At 71.4% G+C, this 20,937-nt stretch carries 17 protein-coding genes; 8 read left to right on the top strand and 9 right to left on the bottom strand.

Annotated elements, in window-relative coordinates:
- Positions 1-31: 31 nt before the first annotated feature.
- On the bottom strand, positions 32-2,833 hold the full coding sequence (locus tag ABZV06_RS17190) for a M14 family zinc carboxypeptidase (protein WP_355622448.1): 2,802 nt from the start codon (positions 2,831-2,833) through the stop codon (positions 32-34).
- Positions 2,834-3,001: 168 nt separating this feature from the next.
- Here ABZV06_RS17190 and ABZV06_RS17185 point away from each other — a divergent pair, with 168 nt between their 5' ends.
- A complete protein-coding gene (locus ABZV06_RS17185; protein WP_355240025.1) occupies positions 3,002-3,361 on the top strand; it encodes a hypothetical protein in 360 nt (119 codons plus the stop codon).
- 95 nt (positions 3,362-3,456) lie between these two features.
- Here the strand turns inward: ABZV06_RS17185 and ABZV06_RS17180 are convergent, their stop codons facing one another.
- The 4 genes from ABZV06_RS17180 to ABZV06_RS17165 form a co-directional block, all read right to left on the bottom strand.
- A complete protein-coding gene (locus ABZV06_RS17180; protein WP_355622445.1) occupies positions 3,457-4,782 on the bottom strand; it encodes a glycoside hydrolase family 18 protein in 1,326 nt (441 codons plus the stop codon).
- A gap of 117 nt (positions 4,783-4,899) precedes the next feature.
- Entirely contained in the window at positions 4,900-5,319 is a 420-nt protein-coding gene (locus ABZV06_RS17175) for a PPOX class F420-dependent oxidoreductase (RefSeq protein WP_355240019.1), read from the bottom strand.
- A gap of 98 nt (positions 5,320-5,417) precedes the next feature.
- Positions 5,418-5,873, bottom strand: a complete 456-nt coding sequence (locus tag ABZV06_RS17170) for a pyridoxamine 5'-phosphate oxidase family protein (protein WP_355622442.1) — start codon at positions 5,871-5,873, stop codon at positions 5,418-5,420.
- Entirely contained in the window at positions 5,845-6,291 is a 447-nt protein-coding gene (locus ABZV06_RS17165; protein WP_355622439.1) for a VOC family protein, read from the bottom strand. Before ABZV06_RS17165 ends, ABZV06_RS17170 begins: the two co-directional genes overlap by 29 nt.
- A 119-nt stretch (positions 6,292-6,410) precedes the next feature.
- On the opposite strand from ABZV06_RS17165, the gene ABZV06_RS17160 reads away from it, so the two are divergent.
- The 4 genes from ABZV06_RS17160 (at position 6,411) to ABZV06_RS17145 (ending at position 10,764) form a co-directional block, all read left to right on the top strand.
- Positions 6,411-7,319, top strand: coding sequence for an NAD(P)-dependent oxidoreductase (locus ABZV06_RS17160; protein WP_355240013.1), 909 nt, complete (start codon positions 6,411-6,413; stop codon positions 7,317-7,319).
- Between the two features lie 53 nt (positions 7,320-7,372).
- Complete coding sequence (locus ABZV06_RS17155; RefSeq protein ID WP_355622436.1) at positions 7,373-8,572, top strand: low temperature requirement protein A; 1,200 nt, start codon at positions 7,373-7,375, stop codon at positions 8,570-8,572.
- Between the two features lie 156 nt (positions 8,573-8,728).
- A complete protein-coding gene (locus tag ABZV06_RS17150; protein ID WP_355622433.1) occupies positions 8,729-9,715 on the top strand; it encodes an acetyltransferase in 987 nt (328 codons plus the stop codon).
- A 77-nt stretch (positions 9,716-9,792) separates the two neighbouring features.
- Positions 9,793-10,764, top strand: coding sequence for an alpha/beta hydrolase (locus tag ABZV06_RS17145; protein ID WP_355622430.1), 972 nt, complete (start codon positions 9,793-9,795; stop codon positions 10,762-10,764).
- Positions 10,765-10,820: 56 nt separating this feature from the next.
- On the opposite strand, the gene ABZV06_RS17140 is transcribed toward ABZV06_RS17145, so the two are convergent.
- Positions 10,821-11,930, bottom strand: coding sequence for an aldo/keto reductase (locus ABZV06_RS17140; protein WP_355622427.1), 1,110 nt, complete (start codon positions 11,928-11,930; stop codon positions 10,821-10,823).
- Positions 11,931-12,038: 108 nt separating this feature from the next.
- Between ABZV06_RS17140 and ABZV06_RS17135 the strand changes: the two genes are divergently transcribed.
- Complete coding sequence (locus tag ABZV06_RS17135) at positions 12,039-12,668, top strand: TetR/AcrR family transcriptional regulator (protein WP_355239998.1); 630 nt, start codon at positions 12,039-12,041, stop codon at positions 12,666-12,668.
- Positions 12,665-13,402, top strand: coding sequence for an alpha/beta fold hydrolase (locus ABZV06_RS17130; RefSeq protein ID WP_355239995.1), 738 nt, complete (start codon positions 12,665-12,667; stop codon positions 13,400-13,402). The genes ABZV06_RS17135 and ABZV06_RS17130 overlap by 4 nt, the downstream gene beginning before the upstream one ends.
- Here the strand turns inward: ABZV06_RS17130 and ABZV06_RS17125 are convergent.
- From ABZV06_RS17125 to ABZV06_RS17115, 3 genes are all read right to left on the bottom strand, one after another.
- Positions 13,288-14,031 carry a DUF305 domain-containing protein gene (locus ABZV06_RS17125; protein WP_355622424.1) on the bottom strand — a complete coding sequence of 248 codons (744 nt, stop codon included), beginning with the start codon at positions 14,029-14,031 and terminating at the stop codon, positions 13,288-13,290. The genes ABZV06_RS17130 and ABZV06_RS17125 overlap by 115 nt on opposite strands.
- Positions 14,032-14,109: 78 nt before the next feature.
- Positions 14,110-14,997, bottom strand: a complete 888-nt coding sequence (locus tag ABZV06_RS17120) for a DUF1996 domain-containing protein (RefSeq protein ID WP_355239990.1) — start codon at positions 14,995-14,997, stop codon at positions 14,110-14,112.
- A 380-nt stretch (positions 14,998-15,377) separates the two neighbouring features.
- Positions 15,378-17,261 (bottom strand): Xaa-Pro dipeptidyl-peptidase, encoded by a 1,884-nt coding sequence (locus ABZV06_RS17115; protein WP_355622421.1) that lies wholly within the window; start codon positions 17,259-17,261, stop codon positions 15,378-15,380.
- 317 nt (positions 17,262-17,578) lie between these two features.
- Between ABZV06_RS17115 and ABZV06_RS17110 the strand changes: the two genes are divergently transcribed.
- Positions 17,579-20,929 carry a S8 family peptidase gene (locus ABZV06_RS17110; protein ID WP_355622418.1) on the top strand — a complete coding sequence of 1,117 codons (3,351 nt, stop codon included), beginning with the start codon at positions 17,579-17,581 and terminating at the stop codon, positions 20,927-20,929.
- The last annotated feature ends 8 nt before the right edge of the window (positions 20,930-20,937 follow it).

Genomic DNA, 20,937 nt, shown 5'->3' with positions numbered 1-20,937 from the left:
GGGGACGGGCGCTTGGCTGTGCGGGGACGGGTCAGGCGACCACCGACCGTAGTGGCACTCCGGCGGCGCGCAGGGCGCGTACCAGGTCGTTCGTGAAGGGGTGTTCGTCGGCCTGGAGGCCCTGGGGGTTGGGGATCACGACGTACACCGAGGTGTCCTTCGCGGTCGTGCGCGCGTCGGTGGTGAAGCGTTCGACGACGGCCCGGGCGCGCGGCAGGTCGGCCGACGCGATCTCGATGGTGATCGGCCGCCAGCCGCCGCCCAGGTCCGCCGTCACCGGCGCGGCGGCGGCGCTGGCGCGCGCCGCGTCGGTGCCCGGCGTGCGTCGGGCGTCGGGCGCGCCCGGCGGGTAGAGCAGCGCGTTGGCCACCAGGTGCAGACCATTTTCGTTGTACGCCCGAAAGAGTGGATTGAACGCGAACAGCACCGCCCGACCGGCGCCGGTTGGCTCGTCGACGACGGCGGCCGTGCCCTTGAGTGTGTCCGCGCCGACGGTGTAGCCGTTGGTCCAGAACGTGTCGCCGCTCGGGTAGGTGAGCACGTTCGTCCCGGTGCTGCTCGGGGTGAGGATCGGGTCGCTGTTGTTGAACTCGAAGTCCTCGGCGGGGCGGCCCAGGGCGACCGGGTTGTCGGTGTCGACGTCGACCCGCAGGTGTGAGCCGATCACCAGGTAGTCGGCCGGTTTGGTCTTCTCCGTGGTGGAGGTGAGGCCGGCGGCGCGGGCCAGCCGGGTGCCCTCGTTGCGCAGCCCGACGTAGGTGTGGCCCTGGGCGATCCAGTCGCGCAGGTTGGCCTGTCCGGTGGCGGTCAGGCCGCCGGTGGCGTTGCTGCCGTCGGGGACCAGCAGCACGGTACGCCCGGTGAACGCCTCGGTGTTGTCGTTGATGTCGGCCGTGGTGACCGGCTTCAGGTCGAGCCCCCACCGCTTGCCGAGCACGTAACGGGCCTCGCCGTGCGAGCCGGAGGTGGTGGAGATGCCGGTGCCCTGGAACAGTCCGACGTCGGGCAGGTCGAGTGGGGTGCCGGTGACCCGCCCACCCGGGGTCAGGGTGACGCCGAGTGACCGGGCCAGGTCGTCGACCGTGCGGCTCAGGCTGCGTGCCGGGATCGCGACGCGGCCGGTGTCGAGGTCACGCACGACCGGCACACCCCGGCCGAGCAGGGTGAAGGTGAACTCCGCGGCGGCGGCCGAATCCAGCGGGTACGTGTAGGAGCCCCACGGCCAGGCCAGCCCGCTCCGGCCGCCGGCGATCCCCCGGACGAGCTGGGCCTTCGGGCGGACGTTGTCGCCCGTGTAGATGGTGGACACGCCCATCAGCAGCGGGTTGCTCCAGGACGACACGTCGTAGAAGTACGGGAACGGGACGTACGGGTCCTCGCCCATGATCGCCTGAATCCAGTGCTTCTGCGGCTGGTCCATCGGGATCCAGTACGCGCCCCTGGGCACCGTGACGTCTGTGGCGCTGCGGCCTCCGAAGACGCGGGCGGTGGGTACGCGGGTGGGCTTCTGCACCTCGTACACCTCGACGTCCATGCGGCGCAGCCGCTCGACGAGCCGGCGGACGTCGGCGAGCTGCCGGTCGGGCAGCAGGAAGTACGAGCGGATCGTCACGTCGGGTACCGGGAACTGGACCTCGTTGGTGGGCTGCACCACCTCGTTCGGCTCCAGCGTGCCCGCGCGGCCCTGGGCGAGCGCGTCGGTCCAGATGTCGAAGTAGCCGTCCAACACCGCACGCTTGTTGGCGGCGGCCCACCCGAGCGTCGACCACTGGGTGTGGAACTGCTGCTGCACCCGGTCGGCCACGGCCGACGCGCTGCCCTTCTCGTACGTCATGCCCGCCGCACCGAAGCCGGTGGTCGGCACGGTGTCGCCGTAGCCCATGAAGAACATGTCGTACGTGTCGTAGTTGAAGTAGCACTCGGTGGTGACGGTGTCGTCGCAGGCGCCGTTGTAGCCGAAGCCGGCCTTGTTGGCCTCGCCGATCCGGTTGATCCAGTCCACCGCCTCGCCGGCGATCTCGTGGTGGATCGGGTCGGCGTTGGGCGGGAAGAAGTACTGCCGGCCGCCCATCTCGTGCGCGTCGACGAACACCTGCGGCGGATAGCGGCGCAGCAGTTCGAGCTTGCCGTCGGTCTCCTGCTGGGTGCGGGCGAACCAGTCCCGGTTCATGTCGAAGCCGAACTCGTTCTGCCGCCGGCTGGCGTCGCGGCCGTCCGGGTTCTGGGTCGGCACGATGACGGTGACCAGGTTGTCGTTGCGCCGGGCGACCTCGCAGGACAGGCCGGCGGCCAGCTCGTACAGCGTCTTGAGGGCCGCGTCGGTGCCGCTCTTCTCGCCGCCGTGCACGTTCGCGGCGATCCAGACGATGGCCGGGCCGTCCTTCGCCGTACGGGCCGCCGTGCGCGCGCTCGTCCGGCGTGGGTCACGCAGGTCGCGTACGTCGTCGGCGATCCGGCGCAGCGCGGACGGGCGTACGTTGCGCTCGTTGGACACCACCGCGTACGGCAGGGGCTGCCCGAGCACGCTGGTGGCCAGCACCCCGGTGACGACCCGGTCGGAGGCGCTGTCGACAGCCCCCAGGTAGGTGCGGACCTCGTCGTTGGTCACGACCCGTTCCTGGCCGAGGCCGAGGGGGAAGCCGAGCGTCGCCTCCGGGGTCGGGACGGTATCCAGCCGTGCCGTCGGGTCACTGCTGCACGTCGACGGTGGGGCGGCGCTCGCGGGTGGCGTGCCGCCGAGCAGGGGAGTCGTGCCGAGCAGGAGCGCTATGGCGGCGGCACCCGCCAGCCGCTTCGGAGGGACCGTCCAGAACGGACGCGACGTTGGGGTCATGTCTCGGGTTCCCTTCTTGGGGGAAAGCCTCGCAGTGGCCGGAGCCTATGGACGGGCCGACACGACGGTCAAGGTCCGATCGACTTCGGTGAGTGCGTGGGATGCCGGGTCCGGGACCGGCTGGCAGGATGGTGGTGTGACTCAGCGTCGTCCTGGAGGGAGCAGAACGTGCCGGAGACGATCACCATCGCGGTTCGTCCGGATCTTCCGTCTGCCGATGTCCGGCGCTCGCTGGCGTCCTGGCTGCGCGCCGACGACCGGCTGCGCGACGGGGTGACCCTGACACCACCGGAGGAAGTGCCCGAGGGCGGCGCGGACGTGCTGCGGGTGGCGATCGGCGACGCCGGCACTGTCATGGTGCTGGTCCAAGCGGTCGCCAGTTGGTTGACCCACCGCCGCGAGGACGTGACGGTGCACCTCGTTCTGCCCGGCGGATCGTCGGCCGAGTTGGACGTCCGCCGGGCGCGGGACATGGACCAGGTGACGGCGCTCATCGAGGCCGCGGTGCGCGCGGTGGCCCCGGAGTAGGGCCGACCCCCTGATCACTTGATGAGGAGCAGTTCGGAAACCGGTACTGGCAACTGCTGGTCATCAAGTGATCAAGGGAGCCGCGCTTCGGGCACCTACCAGGTGGTCAGGCCTAGGCCGATCGTTCTGGTCAGGGTGGCGTTGTCGTCGTCTCCGTCGAGCGACCAGATCATCGCCCCACCCAGACCGGCCCGCCGGATGTAGAGCGTCTTCTGCAACACGACCGCCGGGTCGTCGTACGTCCAGAGGGTCGTACCGTCGAAGAGCCAGGCGTGCCCGGCGCGCAGGTCGCGGTGCACGGTGTAGCCGTTGCCGGCCAGGTTCTTGAGGTTCTTGTAGTCCTCGTACCCGGCCTCGAAGGTCGCCGGCGCGGGCCCGGCGGCCGGCTGGAACAGGCCGTTGCCGCCGCCGGTGACGCCGGTCCAGCCGCGACCGTAGTAGGGGATGCCCAGGACCAGCTTGGCGCGTGGCGCGCCGCGGGCGATCCACCCGTCGACGGCCACCTCGACGGAGAAGTCCGGGTTGTCGGGCGAGCCCGCCGGTACGCGCAGCGCCGACTGCTGGTTGGCGCGGGCCTCCCAGCCGCCGTGGAAGTCGTACCCCTGCACGGTGGCGAAGTCCAGGTACTTGAAGATCTTGCGGCCCTCGTAGCCGGCGTCCATCGTGGCCGGGTTGGCCGGCAGGAAGGCCGTCAGCGGGTGGTGCGAGCGGGTGGTGCGGCCGTACGCGTCGAGCTGCCGGCGGAACTCGGCGAGCAGCCTGGTGAAGTTCTCCCGGTCCTCGGGGCGGATGACGTTGCCGGGTTCACCGTCCCAGTTCGGCCACTCCCAGTCGAGGTCGACGCCGTCGAAGACGCCCGCCCCGGCACCCGGCGCGCCCGGGAGGTTGCCCTTGAGGTACAGGTCGATGCAGGAGGCGACGAACGCCTTGCGGGACGCGTCGGTGCGGGCGGCGTTGGAGAAGTACGTCGACCAGCTCCACCCACCCAGCGAGATCAACACCTTGAGCTGGGGATGCTTGGCCTTCAACTTGGCGAGCTGGTGGAAGTTGCCGTTGAGCGCCTGGCCGGGCGCGTCGGCGACGCCGTCGACGCTCTCCTCGGCGGGTACCGGTCGCTGGTAGTCGGCCCAGGCGTCGCCCTCGCCCGGCCCGCCGTCCAGATAGCAGCGGCCGTCCTCGCTGATGTTGCCGAAGGCGTAGTTGACGTGGGTGAGGCGGCTCGCGGCCCCGGAGGTGTCGAGCTTCTTGACCGGGAACGCCCGGCCGTAGATGCCCCACTGGGTGAAGTAGCCGACCCGGTGGTAGCCGGGCTGGCGCTCGGGCTTGGCGCTGGCGCTCGCGGCAGCGGGCGGGGCAGCGGTGATCAGTAGGGTCGCCAGGGCGACGACGGCGGTGAGGCGGCGGTGACGCAGTTGACGCATCGGCACTCCCACGAGGGATCAAACAGAATTAGTAAAGACACTTATCTGATTGATGAAGTTAAGCCGATCACGCTCTGCGGTCAAGAGCCGCCCCTCCGCCACCGCCACCTCTGTCGGTCAGCCGACCTGGCTGTTGTCCTTCATCGACCCCCAGCCGTGCCAACGGTCGATCTCGATCAGGGCGCTCACCCGACCGCGCTCCCGACGCGGGTAGGCGTTACCCGTGTAGTGCCTCGACAGCCGGTCGATGTCCGTGAAATCCGGGTCGGGGCGCAGCTCGGCCACGTGGCCGATGATGCTCACGTGGGTGTACCACCCGGCCTCGTCCAGCACGGTGAGGGAGACCCGGGGGTCGTTGCGGACGTGCTCCAGGCGGCGGCGACTCTCGTCCATGTTCACCAGGATCCGGCCGTCCTCCCACAGGTACCAGGTCGCGGCGGACACCGGCTGACCACCATTGCGAAGCGTGGTGATGACAGCCGGGTTCGGCTTCTGGAGCATCTCGACCGCGGCCTCGGGAAGCGGTGGCTTGGACATGGGTCTCCTCCTCATGAGCGGGTACCCCTGCACGGTACGCACTCGGCCGGCGCACGCACGCCAGGACGCGGAACGCGGCACGCGAGAGGCCGGGTGACTCAATCGAGCCACCTGCCGTCGCGCATGAGGACACGTCCCTTCAGCTCGTTCGCCTCCCGCCAGGCCAGGACGCGCCGCGGCCGGATCACGAAGTACTGATAGGGCTCCGCGCCTCCGCTCGGGTCGAAACCGGTCCTGGCGGCGAACGCCGCGCGCCTCTCGTGGCCGAGGTCGGCGGTGTCCACCGCCTCGGCGGCGCCGTCGACGATGACGACGTCCCGTGTCGTTCCCAGGCTGAGCCGCACCCGGCCATCCCCGAGCAGGTTGCGGCCGGTGACCGAGGCGCGCGGCGTCGAGACGAGAAACACGCTCCCGTCCCAGTGGAAGGAGAGAGGGACGAGATGCGCGCCGCCGGGGGAGCCCGACGTGGCGACCCACAGGTCGACGTCGTTCTCCAGTCTCCCACGCGTGTCCCTCAGCCGCTCGTCACGGCTGCGCGGCGGCGCGCTCGCCATGGCTTTCCCCACGCAGTTCCTGGATGCGGACCATGTTGCCGGCCGGATCGCGGAAGGCGCAGTCCCGCATGCCGTACGGCTGCTCGGTCGGCTCCTGGACCACCTCGACGTCACCGGACTGCACCTTCTCGAAGGTGCCGTCCAGGTCCCGGGTCGCCAGCAGGATCCACCCGTAGGTGCCCTTGGCCATCATCTCGGTGATCGTGCGCCGCTCGTCCTCGGTGACGCCCGGGTCGGCAGCCGGGGGCGCCAGCAGGATGGACGTGCCGGGCTGGTCGACGGGCCCGACGGTGATCCACCGCATCGTGCCCTGACCGAAGTCGCTGCGGACCTCGAAGCCGAGGACGTCGCGGTAGAAGGCCACCGAGGCGTCCGGGTCGACGTGCGGGAGAACTGTCGTGTGAATGGTGATGTCCATGCTGGTCATGCTAGGTAGGGCCGCCAGCGGTGACTTCTCGATTCCTGATCGATGCGGCGGGTGGCCGCCGGTACGCACCCGCGTGCGGGCCGCCGGAACGGGCCGGCGAGGATGGGTTCATGACCGATCCCGTACTCCCCGGACGTGTCGTCGTCACCGGCGCCACCGGCAAGCTCGGCCGCGCCGTGGTCGCCCACCTTCGCGGCGTCGGCGTCGACGTGCTGGCCGTGGACCGGGTCGGCGGCCGTGACCCCCGTGACGTCGACGGGGAGTTCCTCCTCGTCGACCTGACCGACTACGGGCAGGTCGTCGAGGCGTTCACCGGGGGCGCCGACGAGCACGCCGGGGGCGTCGAGGCGATCGTGCACCTGGCCGCCGTCCCGGCGCCCGGGCTGATGTCGAACGCGGCCACGTTCGCGAACAACTCCGCCGCGACGTACAACGTCTTCGCCGCCGCGCGGGCCGCCGGCATCAGGCGGGTGGTGTGGGCGTCCAGCGAGACCGTGCTCGGGCTCCCGTTCGACACCCCGCCGCCGTACGCGCCTGTCGACGAGGAGTACGCGCCTCGGCCCGAGTCGACGTACTCGCTGAACAAGGCTCTGGAGGAGGAGATGGCGCGGCACTTCTGCCGCTGGGACCCGGAGCTGGTCATGGTGGGTCTGCGGTTCTCCAACGTGATGGACGTCGAGGACTACGCGCCGTTCCCGTCGTTCGACGCCGACCCGCGAGCCCGGCGGTGGAACCTGTGGGGTTACATCGACTCCCGCGACGGTGCCCAGGCGGTCGAGCGGGCGCTCGCGTACGACCGGCCGGGCGCGGACGTCTTCATCATCGCCAACGCCGACACGGTCATGTCCCGGTCGAGCGCCAGCCTGCTGGCCGAGGTCTACCCGGGTGTCGAGATCCGCCGGGAGCTCGGCGAGCACGAGACCCTGCTCAGCATCGACAAGGCACGGCGGGTCCTGGGCTACGAGCCCCGGCACTCGTGGCGCGACCACGTCGAGCCCACCGTGGGCGATCCGGCATGACGACCGCGCGTACCGGGATAAAGTTCCCTTAACCGGTACGAGGGGGTGCGGCCATGTCGACGCGCACCTGGATGCGCGGGCTGGCCGACAGCACGAGTCCGCGATCGGCGACCGTCCTGGAGCTGCTGTTCGACATCGTCTACGTCTTCGCGCTCGCCCGTCTCGCCGGGCGGGTCGCGGACGACCTGACCATCGTCCGGCACACGCTGCTGTCCGAGGCGGGGCAGACGCTGCTGTTCTTCACCGCGATGTGGATGATCTGGTCGTTGAACGCGTTGCTGGCCAGCACCTACGACCCTCGCCGCGTGGACCTCCAGGTCCTCCTGCTCGCCACGATGTTCGGCACGCTGGTGCTGGCGGTGTCGCTGCCACAGGCGTTCGGCCAGCGCGGCACGATCTTCGCCTGCACGTACGTCGTCATCCAGCTCGGCAGATCGCTCTACCTGGTGTTCGCCCTACGGGGTCATCCGGCGCAGGTGTTCTCGTACCGGGTGCTGGCCTGGCACACGGTCTCCGGCGTGCTCTGGATCGGTGGCGGCCTCGACGGCGGCCTCGGCCGCGGCGTCTTCTGGACGCTCGCGCTCGCCATCGAACTCGTCGGCGCGGGCACCAACTGGCCGGTGCCGCGGATCGGCCGTGCGCCGATCGCCAGCCTGGTCTCGGTGTCCGAGGTGCACCTCGCGGAGCGGTACAACCAGTTCTTCATGATCGCGCTGGCCGAGGTGGTGCTCGAAGCCGGCGCCGCCGTCAGCTTCCCGGGTTTCTCGGCCGAGCGGACCATCGTCCTCGTGGCCGCGTTCGTCTCCACGGTCTCGTTCTGGCGGCTCTACTTCTACCACGTGGGGCCGGGCAGGCAGGCCAGCGGCAGCCCCGCCGGGGAGGGCCTGCAACTCTCCCGGCTGGCGAGCTACAGCCTGCTGCTCATCGTCGGTGGCATCATCTGCACCGCCGTCGGTTTCGGGCAGGTCATCGAGGACCCGCACCCGCCCATCGACTGGGCTCTGGCGGCCATCATCTTCGGTGGTCCGGTGCTGTTCCTGATCGGCCGCAGCTACCTGGAGCGCCGGTACCAGTCCGCGCCGCGCTGCCAGATGTTGTTCATCGGCGCGCTGGTCATGGCGGTGGCGGCGCTGCCCAGCGTCCTGCTCCCGCCGGTCGCCGTGACCGGCCTGGCGGCGCTGATCCTGGCCGGGATCGCCGTCGCCGACGGGCACGCCCACCAGCGCGGCGCGCAGACCAACCCGACACTGTGACGCGGGGGCGTTGAACGCCGAGAACGCCTCAAGTAGGGTGGCTGCACGCCGTCAAGCCGAGAGGAGGTCAGAACAATGTCCGATGTTCTGCGCCCCCTCCGCGTACCGGCGTCCACGCGGATCTGAGCCGGGGCGCGCGCTTCCCGGAGGTCCGCCATGACCAGTCTGGTCATCCGCCCGCTCGTCGCGGGCGAGGAAAACCTGTTCGACTCCATGACCGATCCGCTGCCTCAACTGCGGCAGATCCCGTACGCCGACGGCATCGCCGGCGGTGGCTACCGACCCGAGACCACCTGGGTCGCCCTGCGCGGCGGCCGGGTCGTCGGCCGGGCGGCCTGGCTCCTCCCACCCGGCGCGGTGGGCGCTGCGTGGCTGGAGCGGTTCGACCTGGCCGCCGAGCCGGAGGTGGGGGCCGCGCTGCTGCGCACCGCCCACGAGGCGCTGGGAGGCCCCGGTCGGTACTACGCGGCCCTGCCCGCGCACTGGCGACGTCGCCCCGAGGTGCTGGCCGTGGTCACCGCGCCGATGGAGGCGGCCCGGCTCGCCGGCCTGGTCGAGGTGGGTGAGCGGCTGCGCTGCTCGTGGACGGGTACGCCCCTGCCGACGACCTCCGGCCGCTACACGTTCCGTCCACCCGTCGACGTGGCCGAGATCAACACCCTGGTCGCCCGGGTCGCCGAGCCGGACGTCCTGACCGGCGCGGAGATCGCGCGCGCCGTCAGCGGCGTCGACCTGGCCACCGATCCGCTGGCCTGGCTGGGGGAGTCCACCGACGACTGGCGCGTCGGCGTGGCGGACGGACGGCCGGTGGGCCTGGTCGGCACGGCCGGCGACGCCTGTTATCCACTCCTTGCCTACCTCGGCCTGCTCGACGACGCGGCGCGCGGTGAGCTGCTGGCCGAGGCGGTCCGGGTACTCGCCGCCGGAGGCGCCCGAGAGGTCATCGCCGACGTGGACGCTTACCGCGTCGCGGTGCTCGCCGAGCTGGAACGGACCGGCTTCCGGCAGCTGCGCGCCCGCGTGCTGTTCGCGCCGCCGAACGAGGCGGCCCGTTCGGTCGACGGCGCTCCGCCGGTCGACGGCGCTCCGCCGGTCGACGGCGCTCCGCCGGTCGACAGCGCTCCGCTGGCGGAGACGGTGTAGTCGCTTCGGGTGCGCCCCGGGTCACCGGGGCGCGCCCCCGCGGCCGTCCCGACGTCACCTCCTGCCAGGATCTGCCCATGCCGCAGTTCATCGCCCTTCTCGTCGGCGCGACGGCGCTCGTCGCGGCGGCGGTCGGCGGGCTATACCTCTGGCCGCTGGGGCGCCGGGAGTTGCGGCTCGCACCGGCGTCACCGCTCGACTTCGACGCCGCCACCGCTGCCGCGCTGAGCATCACGGCGGCAGAGGCCGCGGATGCGCAGGTCCGGCCGGAGTCGTGCAGTCGCCTGCTGAGCCACGGCGCGCGTACCGGCAGGGCCGTCCTGCTGTTGCACGGCTACACCATGGCGCCGGAGCAGCACGACGAGCTGGCCGAGGTGTTCTTCGCCCGGGGCTACAACGTGTGGATACCGCGGGCGCCGCGCCACGGCATGGTCGATCGGCCAGGTCACCACCGGATCGAGACCGGCGAGCTGACGTCGTACGCCGCGCAGGCCCTCACGGTCGCGGCGGGCCTGGGGGACGAGGTGGGCGTCGTGGGCATCTCGGGTGGCGCGGTGCTGGCCACCTGGCTGGCCCAGGTCCGTGGGGACGTCGTGCGACGGCTGCTGGTGCTGTCGCCGTTCTTCGGCCCCGGACAGGCGCCGGCCTTCGCGGTCCGGCCACTCATCACGCTGTACGGGCGGCGCATCCTGCCCGACCGGCTCACCGCGCGCGGCTACTCCCTCGCGGCCGTCACGCGGTACCTGACGATCGTGCGGTCGCTGTCACGCCGTCCCCGACGGACCGGCCTGCTGAGCGCGGCGGTGGCGATCAGTCCGCTCGACACGGTGGTGGACGCCACCGCGGCGGTGCGGGTGCCACGCCGCATCGCACGGGCCAACGGCATCGACCTGCGGGTGTACGCGCTGCCCGAATCGCTGGGCGTCCGTCACAACACCCTCGACCTCACCGCGCTCGGCGACGGGGCCGCCGACGTACTCCAGCTCTACGTCGACCTCTACGAGAGCGAGCCGGCACCGACGGCCGACAACGCCGCCGTCGGCGGCTGACCGACGGTGTGCCGCAGAGGCGCCGCTCCGCTACGGCACACCACGTCAGGCAGGTGCTACCGCGCCGCGTTGACGACCGGCGGCGCGTTGACGATCGGCGGCGCGTAGCCGGCCGGCTTGTCGCCGATGGAGAGGCCCGGGCTCACCAGCCAGGACTGGTACTGCGGGGTGAACATGCCGTACGGCAGCCCGAGGTTCGGAGCGCTGGCCTCGTCGATGCGGCGTCGGGCGTCGGCCGGGATCTCGAAGTCGAGCGCGCCGAAGTTGCTGGCGACCTGCTCGGCGCTGCTCGCCCCGATGATCACCGAGCCGACGGCCGGTTGGTTGACCACCCAGTTGATCGCGACCTGCGCCATCGGGCGACCCAGGTCGACGGCGACCTCCTCCAGGGCCTCGATGACCTTCCAGTCGTCGGGGCTGATCTCCCGGCCTCCCGCGTCGGGGGTGGTCAGCCGGCCCGTCCCGCTGAGGCCCTCGCTGCTGCGGCGGTACTTGCCGCTGAGCAGGCCGCCGCCGATCGGGCTGAACGCGGTGATGCCCATGCCCAGGGTCTGGGCCATCGCGGTGAACTCCGCCTCGATGTGCCGCACCACCAGGGAGTACGGGAGCTGGATATTGATCATCGGCGTCAGGGCGTGCGCCTCGGCGTAGCTCTGTGCGCGGGCCGCGTACCAGGCCGGCACGTCGGACAGCCCGGCATACCGGATCTTGCCGGCCCGGACCAGGTCGTCGAGGGTCTGTACGACCTCCTCGGCCGGCGTGATCCGATCCCAGGTGTGCAGCAGGTACAGGTCGATGTAGTCGGTGCCGAGCCGGCGCAGCGACGCCTCGACGGCCCGCATGATGTGCTTGCGACCGTTGCCGCTGGCGTTCGGGTCGCCCGGGTCGACGCTGTAGGTGAACTTGGTGGTGAGGACGAGCCGTTCCCGCACGCCGGCACGGTCGATCAGGCGGCCGAGGATCTTCTCGCTCTCGCCGGCGGTGTAGAAGTCCGCCGTGTCGACGAAGTTCCCGCCCGCCTCCAGATACTGTCGGAAGATCGGCTCTGACTCCTCCTCGGTCTTGCCGTACGCGGCGTGGAAGCCGTCGACGCCGAAGTTCATGGTGCCCAGTGCGAGTCGGCTCACCCGCAGGCCGGAGCGTCCGAGCAGGTGGTACTGGTTCATCGTCGCGTCCTCCTGGTCGCTGTGCGGGGCCCGGAGCGGACCGCGCGTCACCGACCCTGGCTCGCCAAAAATGGACCCGCAAGTCCAAAGCCGGGCTATGGTGGGGCCATGACTCGTGCGTTGACCCGCAAGGGCGAGGCGACCCGGGCACGGATCGTCGCCGGTGCCGCCGCCGAGATCCGTGAGCACGGCGTCGACGAGGTACGCCTGGAGGATGTGATGGCCCACACCGGCACCAGCAAGGGCCAACTCTTCCACTACTTCCCCGACGGCAAGGAGGGGCTGCTGCTCGCGGTGGCCCAGCACGAGGCCGACCAGGTGCTCATCGACCAGGAGCCGATGCTCAGCAACCTGACGTCCTGGCCGGCCTGGCACGCGTGGCGCGACCGGCTCATCGAGCGCTACCTCGCGCAGGGCGTGAAGTGCCCGCTCAACGGCCTGCTCGGTCAGACGGGCCGACGGGCGCCGGGGGCCCAGGCGATCGTGACCGGGCTGATGTGGCGCTGGCAGGACAAGATCACCGACGGCATCCGGCACATGCAGTCGACGGGTGACATCGCCCCCGAGGTGGACGCCGAGCGCGCCGCCGCGGCACTCCTGGCCGGCATCCAGGGCGGCGTCCTGCTGCTGCTCTCCACCGGGAAGGTCGACCACCTGGAGGCCGCCCTGGACCTGACCATCGGCTCGCTGCGGGCAGGCCGCCGAGATGACCGGAACCCGAGAGAGGCACGGCAGTGAACGACGACGACACCCGAGCGCCGCTGGTCCTGGTGCACGGCCTGACGTACGACAGGCGACAGTGGGGCCCGCTGCGGCGCGAACTCGCGGCGATCGACCCGGACCGCCAGATCCTCGCCCTCGACCTGCCCGGGCACGGCGACGCGCCCCGGCGGGACTCCTACCGGATGGCCGAGGTCGCCGAGGTCGTGCACAACCAGGTGACCGAGGCGGGTCTCGCCACGCCGGTCGTGGTGGGGCACTCGGTGGGGGCGGTGGTCGCCACGACCTACGCGGCGCGCTATCCGGTGCGGGGTGTGGTGAACCTGGACCAGATCCTGCTGCCCGGCCCGTTCGGCGTCGCCGTACGCCAGGCCGAGCCGACGCTGCGCGGCCCGCAGTGGCGACAGGTGTGGGACCGCATGCTGGCCGGCATGGGCATCGAGTCGTTGCCGGCGGAGGCGCGCGAGATCGTCACCACCGCGACCGACCCCCGCCCGGACCTCCTGCTGGGCTACTGGGGCGAGGTCCTGCACTCCTCCGACGAGGGCATCGCGGCCGAGCGGTCCCGCGATCTGCGGTCCATCGCCGAGCGGGGGATTCCCTACCGCTGGGTCACCTCGTCCGAGCCGCCGGCCCGTTACCTGGCCTGGCTGACGGAAGCCCTGCCGGAGATCGAGGTCACCGTGCTGGCCGGTAGCCACTTCCCGCACCTCGCGGAGCCGGCGACGATCGCCCGACTGCTGGTGAGCTGAGGGCGCGGCGCCGGGGCCGGACCGTACGGTCCGGCGGGCGGGCGTGTTCCTGCTGGTCGGTCGAGCTGGTCGAGGCGGGCGAGGTCGGCGTCGCCGGCTCGGATGACGGCTGCGGCCAGTGCCGTCGTCTCCGGCTGGACGCCGCCCCGCTGCTCAGCGGCAGCGATCTTGACGGCCTGCGCGAGGTGCGCCCGCAGGTGCGTGGCGAGCCGTCGCTGGAACGGCGTCCCGGTGGCCGACCGCAGCGCGGCCAACTCGTCGGCGGTGATCATGCCGGGCATGTCGTGACCCTCGTGCGGGTTGGTCGTCGGCGCTCCGGCCTCGCCCAGCAGGTCGAGGGAGCGGGTCAGGTCGGCCCGGTTGCTGGCCTGGACCTCGACGGCCAGCCGTCGCCACGCCGGGTCGGTGGTGCGGGTCGGCACCAGGTCCAGGACCGGTTGCAGGCGTTGCGTCATCGCCGCCGTCAGTTGCAGCCAGGCGATGTCGGTCGGGCTGAAGGAGCTGTCCGACGGGGTGGCCGTCGTCGGCGCGGGTGTGGTGGGCGCGGTGGCGTCCGGGGTGCTCGACGGCCCGCCGGCGCAGCCGGCGACGAGCATCGCCGTCACGAGCAGCGTGACGTGTGCGCGCACGCCTCCTCCTTCCGGAACCGCGTGCGAGAAGCGGGGGCGGCCCGGCAGCACCGGACCGCCCCTCCCGGGTGCGACGACTCAGACCGGTCGACCGTCGTGGCCGCACTTGATGACCGGACGGATGCAGTCCTGGACCCGGCGGGCCATCTCCGCCGTCGGCCAGGCGTTGAAGAAGTCGCCGTGCATGGTGTAGCCCGGCCCGGACGCGAGCCGGAAGTGCGACGGGTCGCCGCTGACCGGGTACCGCAGCACCTGCCGCAACTTCGGCACGTGCACCGGGTGGGTGCTCGGGCAGGCCTGGTTCACCGGGTACGCCAGGTGGCTCTTGTGGTCCGCGGAGTCCAGGTCGCGGCCGTTCCAGCACTGCGGGAAGTCCAGGTACGACTCCAGCATGGTGCCGGCCGGGCAGTTGACGAAGTCCTTCGACGGTGGCACCTGACCGGCGTGCAGGCAGGACCAGCGGGCGATGCTGTCGTTCGGCCCGGTGGCCTTCGCGTTGCCGGCGACGAGTCGCAGGCCCTGCGGGAACGGTTGGGTGTTGGCGACGACGTCGGAGCGCACACCCTCACCGAGGTAGTAGAAGGTGGCGATGGCCGGTTCCACCGCGACGTTGTCGCGGTACAGGGTCGGCACCCAGTACGACGAGACGTCCACCGCCGGGTTGCAGGTGGTGGTCGACTTCACCAGGTCGGGCAGGGTGGTGGTGGCGTTGGTCGCCTTGCTGCCGAAGAAGCTGTGCATGTGTGAGGCCCCGGGCAGCCCGGGAAAGACGATCGGGTCGTCGGGCAGCCGGTGACTGTACGTGCAGTCGGCGGGGAACTCGGCGACCCGGATGACGTTGGCGACCGGGGCGGCGTCGGCCCGGTCGGTGGTCCAGGCCAGGTACGTGCCGAGGAGCGTCAGCAGGGCGCCGATCGCCACGGTGAGGCGTAGCCGGCGGTGGGAGAGGGGTGCGGCCCTGTCCATCGTGTGACTCCTGTTCGGGGGACGGGTCAGGGGGCAACTCCGGTGCCGCCGCCGAAGACAGCGGAGTAATTCCCTGGCCAGACTGGTGGCGGCCCGGTGGGGCCGGTACAAGAGAGCGCTCTCTGCGGTCCAAGCCTCACCCTGATGTCGAAAGTTGTCAATACGTGCCGCAGTTGGTGGAAAAATGACGACGACAGCACAAGGGCCGGGCCCCGTGGTGGGGGCCCGGCCGGCTGCGGCACCGGGCCCGGAGCCGCGATGGGCTATCTTCCTAGGATGCCTTAGAGGGTGTGCCCGCCACCACAAAGCCGTTAGCCGAACAGACCCGGGTGGGGCGGCCCGACGCGTCGTCGAACCGCCCCACCCCTTGACGGAGCCGATCAGAAGCCGAGTACGCCCCGCCCGCCGACCACGGGCAGCCGCAGCTCGCTGTCGTTCGGGGCGACCCGCAACTCGGTGCCCCCCAACGGCAGCAGCGTGTACTCCTGGTCGCTGGAGAAGACGACCACGCCGATCCGGTGACCCGCCGGGAACACGTAGTCCTTCGGCTCCATGGTCCACCGGTAGTCGTACAGCTTGCCCTGCTTGACCGGCGCGGTGCGCGCGGCGCTGACGCGGTTCTGCGGGTCCATCCAGCCGCGCGTCACCACTGTCGGCGCGGCGGTCGACCCGGCCGGGCCGTAGTCGACCAGGTACGCGGTGAGGTTGGCGTCCGGCTTGTTGTCGATCGCCATCCGCAACCGCATCTCCGGTCGGCCCGAGATGCGGACGCTCTGCGCGAGCGCGGGGGAGCGGTAGGCGAGCCGGTTGGCGCTGGCCGTGTCCGGGTCGGCCACCAGGGTGTCCGGGTGGATCGTCCGTCCCTCGTCGACGAAACTCTGCTCGACACGTGCCTTCGGCGGCTTGCCCGTGGTGAGCGTGCCGGGCGCGGTGGCGTCGGTGGCGGCGAACCGCAGCCCGACCTCGCGCGCGGCCGGGTCGGGCCAGTTGGCGTACGTGGTGTAGACGCGGTCCTCGCGCTGGAGCACCGCGGTCGGCTCGTCCATGACGCCGTTGCGCACGTTCCACAGCCAGAAGTCGAACCAGCGGTTCTCCGTCTGCTTGTACGTCCAGGTGCGGCCGTCCGGCAGGGTCACCGAGGCGCTGCTGCCCGGCCCGCCGTGCCCACCCTGGTGCAGCCAGATCTTGCGCGGCACGTGGCGCTTGGCCAACTCGTCCCACCAACCGGCGAAGTGCTCGGTCTTGACGTTCCAGTCGTTGAGGCCGTGCACGACGAAGACGCTGGCCTGGACGTCACGGGCGTCGAGGTAGTCGCGGTCCTGCCAGAACGTGGAGTAGTCGCCGGTGATCCGGTCCTGTTCCCTGGTGATCTGCGCGAGCTCGTCGGCGCAGGGCCCCTCGGCGCGCGCCTGCCCGGCCGTGTACTGGGCCAGGATGTCGAGGTCCTCGCCCTGGAAGGTGCCGGGCGCGACCACCAGGCCGTTGGCCCGGTAGTAGTCGTACCAACTGCTGATCGCCGAGACCGGCACGATGGTCTTCAGGCCCTTGACCCCGGTGGTGGCCACCTGGTTGGGCAGCGTCCCGTTGTAGGAGACGCCGGTCATGCCCACCGCGCCGGTGGTCCAGCCGGCGGTCACCGGGGCGCCGTTGGCGTCGTACCCCCTGGCCCGGCCGTTGAGCCAGTCGATGACGGCCTTGGTGCCGAGCGTCTCGGCCTGGTCGCCGCTTGTGGGGCAGCCGTCCGAGTCGCCGGTGCCGACGCTCTGACCGAGCACCACCGCGTACCCCCGCGGCACGTAGTAGTCGTCCAGCGAGCCGGGCAGGTCGGCCTTGGCCTGGGCGCGCTGGGCGTCGGCGTCGAGCGCCCGCCGCCCGGAGTGGTCGGTCCGGCCGTTCTGCGGCAGCTCGTCGACGAGCACGCTCGGGTACGGCACGTCGCCCCAGGTGCCCTTGCGGTACGGGCTGTGCTCGAAGATGACGGGCACCTTGAAGCCCTCGGTGGCGGTCTCCCGGGGTCGGGAGATGTCGATGGCGACCCGGTCGGGGCGGCCGTCGTGGTCGGTGTCCACCGGGGTCTGGACGTACACCCGCTCCTCGATGGCGTCGGCGAGCGAGAACACCGGTTGGGTCATGCCGTCGGCCACCACGATGCCGGTGGGCGCGGGTGCGGTGGGCTGGGCGGTTGCCGGTGTCGGTGTCGCGCTCAGGACCAGTGCGCCGGACACGCCGACGCTGAGAAGTGCCAGATGGCGGGGTCGACGCATGCGCGTCTCCCTTCGGTCGGGCTGGTGCCGGGTCTCGGCAGGGCCAATCGCGAAGATCCATTCGTCGCCATGCTAGGTGCGGGTGGACGTCGGCGTCGATCCCTTCGGGTGGCCGGCATCGGCCGTTTTCCGGCCCGGGACAGGGGCCGTAATCGAATCGACATCGAACTGGGTAGGCCGTCGACACATGGCGGAAAACGTTGTCACGGCGGACGAAAAAACCCTCGCCGCGACCTGCCGAAGATCCGCTATACGGACCTATGATCTTGCAAATGTCGCCCAAGAGGCGCCATTTGTCCACATGAGACAGGAGCGACATGCTCAGGAAGACACGCTGGCTGCTGGCCGTCGCCATGACGGCCACGGCGCTGACCGCCGTGCCCGGCGGCACCGCCACAGCCGGCCCCGGCGGTATCGCCGGCACCGACACACCCCGCACCTCCACGGACGGCAGGACCCACACCGTCACCCTGCTGACCGGCGACGTGGTGACCGTGCGGAGCACCGGCACCGGATGCCCGCAGGCCACGATCCGACCGGCCGACGCCAACGCCGTGATCCGGCAGACCTGCGGCCCGGACGGTCACCTGCACGTCATCCCCGCCCGCGTCGCGTCCCAGATCGGCCCGGTCCTCGACCCCGACCTCTTCGACGTCACCGCGCTGATCGCCGACGGGTACGACGACGAGAACACCACCGAGCTGCCCGTCATCGTGCAGCCCGCCACCGCCTCCGCCCGGGTTGCCGCGCTCGGCGACGTGCGGACGCTGTCCAGCATCGGCGCGGTGGCCGGACACGTACCCAAGAAGAGCCCGGCCACCGCGAAGCTGGCGACCAACTCGCTGCTCGCCGGGGCGAAGAAGGTCTGGCTCGACCGCAAGGTCCGGGCCACCGCCCTGCCCGCCGGCGCGAAGCCCGCCGGCCTGGACCGTAACCTGGCCCAGATCGACGCGCCCGACGCCTGGAAGGCCGGCTACACCGGTGAGGGCGCCCGCGTCGCGGTGCTCGACACCGGCGCCGACTACAGCCACCCGGACCTGGCCGGCAGGGTCGTCGAGCGCGCCGACTTCACCGCCGAGGGCGGGGACGCCGTCGACCACAACGGCCACGGTACGCACGTCGCGTCGACCATCGCCGGCACCGGCGCGGCCTCCCACGGCCAGCGTCGTGGGGTCGCGCCCGACGCCAAGCTGGTGATCGGCAAGGTCCTCGACGACCACGGTTCCGGTGCCGACTCCGGCATCATCGCCGGCATGGAGTGGGCGTCCACCCGGGCCGACGTGATCAACATGAGCCTCGGCGGCGGCGAGGCCGACGACGGCAGCGACCCGCTCTCGCTCGCCGTCGACGCCCTGAGCCGGCAGACCGGCACGCTGTTCGTCATCGCGGCCGGCAACAGCGGCGCGCAGATCTCCTCGCCCGGCTCGGCGGCCAGCGCCCTCACCGTCGGCGCGGTCGACCGTGACGACAAGCTCGCCGACTTCTCCAGCCGAGGACCGCTGATCAACAACCACGCGGCCAAGCCGGAACTCGTCGCGCCCGGCGTCGACATCGTCGCGGCCCGCGCCGCCGGCACCAACCTCCAGGACCCGATCGACAGGTACTACGAGTCGCTCAGCGGCACCTCGATGGCGACGCCGCACGTCGCCGGCGCCGCCGCGCTGCTCGCCCAGCGGCACCCCGACTGGACGGGCACACAGCTCAAGGCCGCCCTCGTCGGCGCGTCCGACCCGCTGACCGGCATCGACCCGTACGCCATCGGAGCCGGCCGCCTCAACGCGGCCCGTGCCCTCGGCGGCCCCACCAGCGACCAGCCGGTGGTCAACCTCGGCACGTTCACGTACCCGCAGTCCGGGACCAGCGAGACGAAGCTGAGCTGGACCGGCGCGTCCACCCCGGCCACGACGGTTCTCGACCTCGACGTGGCGATCGTCAACCACGACGGCCAGCCCGTGCCGCGCGGCGCGGCGTCGCTGTCGACGAACCGGGTGACCCTCAAGCGGGGCGCGACGGCGGCGGCGACGCTGCGGATCAACCGTACGGCGCTGGCCAACCGGCCGGGCCTCTACCTGGCCACCGTCACCGCCCGCACCGGCCGCAACGTGGTCGCCACCACCCCGGTGAGCTTCTACGTCGAGCAGCCCAGCTACGACCTGACGGTCCACACCAAGCCGATGCCCGGCCTACGGGACGGGGCGGAGACCTGGGTGAACCTCATGGTCGCCAACCTCACCGATCCGCTGTTGTTCTACGGCGGGGACAGCGGCACGCCCGGCGAGACCTTCACGCTGCGGGTGCCGGCCGGTCGATACTCGGTGCTGGGCGCTTCGGTCGCCTACTACGTGGACAGCGACGTAGAGGAGATGGCCCTCACCGCGGCCGGTGACCTGGACGTGCGCGGCGCCCGGACCGTGACCCTCGACCCCGCGCAGGCGAAGCCGGTCACGGCAACCGTCGACGGGGTGGCCACCAAGACCACCCGGACCGACGTCACCACCTTCCAGACCGCGGTGAACGGCCTGCCCTGGTGGCACCAGATCAGCGGGTTCGGGGTGGCGGCGGCGGTCCGCAGCGTGGCGATCCCGAAGCCCACCATCGGTTCGCGCCGCACCTGGGCGGCCGTCAACATGGACGCGCCGGCCGGCACCGCGAAGCCGTACCGGTACAACATCGTGCACGAGTACGCCGCCGGTGTGCCGGCCGACCCGTCGTTCCGGGTGACCAGGGCCGAGCAGGCCCGGCTGGCCCGCCTCGACGAGCGGTTCCACCAGACCGACTCGCCGGAGATGTACACCGGGCTGGTCCGCGTCGGCGACACTGCCGACGGGGTGCCGGTGACCCAGACGTACGAGGGTCCCATGCCACCGAACCGGACGTCCTACCTCTCGCCGGAGATCGTCTGGGCCGACCAGGGCGCCTACGGCGGACTGCCGGCCCTGGAGGCGCCGCGCCAGTACCTGCCGGGCAGCCGGCAGTCCAAGGTGTGGGCGCGGCAGCCGCTGCACTCCGACTGGTACGACGACCCGGCCGGTGAGGGCTGGAGCTGCGCCAGCCCGCCGTCGCGGACCCGGGGCAACCTGCACGTCGACATGGTGTCGCTGACCGATCAGCACCAGCGCGCCGACTGCATCCAGGGCGAGGCCATCGGGCTGAAGCGCACGCTGTCGCTGTACCGCAACGGCAAGCTGGTCGAGGAACGCGATCGGCCGGTCGCCGACTTCACGGTGCCGCAGTCGGCGGCCGACTACCGGGTGACCCTGGACGTCGACACCAGCCTCATCCTGCCGATCTCCACGAAGGTCACCACGTCGTGGTCGTTCCGTTCCGCCGGACCGGAGGGGACCGGGAGGGTGCCGTTGCCGCTGCTCGCGGTCGACTACGCGCTGCCCATGGACCACGACAACCACACCGTCGGCGGAACCGCCGAGCTGGCCGTCCGGCAGGCGCACGGCGTCAAGGCGCACAAGGTGACGTCGATGCAGGTCTGGACCTCGACCGACGACGGCGTCACCTGGAAGCCGTCCCGGGTCACCGGCAGCGGTGACAGTTACCGGTTCGACCTGCCGAAGGCCGCCTCCGGGCAGGCTGTCTCGCTGCGGGTGAAGGCCGCCGCGAACGGTGGGAGCGGCATCGAGCAGACAGTCATCCGGGCGTACCACGCCGGCTGACCGTCATC

The organism is Micromonospora sp. NPDC005172, from assembly GCF_040608555.1.
Taxonomy (GTDB): Bacteria; Actinomycetota; Actinomycetes; order Mycobacteriales; family Micromonosporaceae; genus Micromonospora.
Note: the sequence above shows the minus strand (reverse complement) of the source record. Positions and strands in the feature narration are given on the sequence as shown.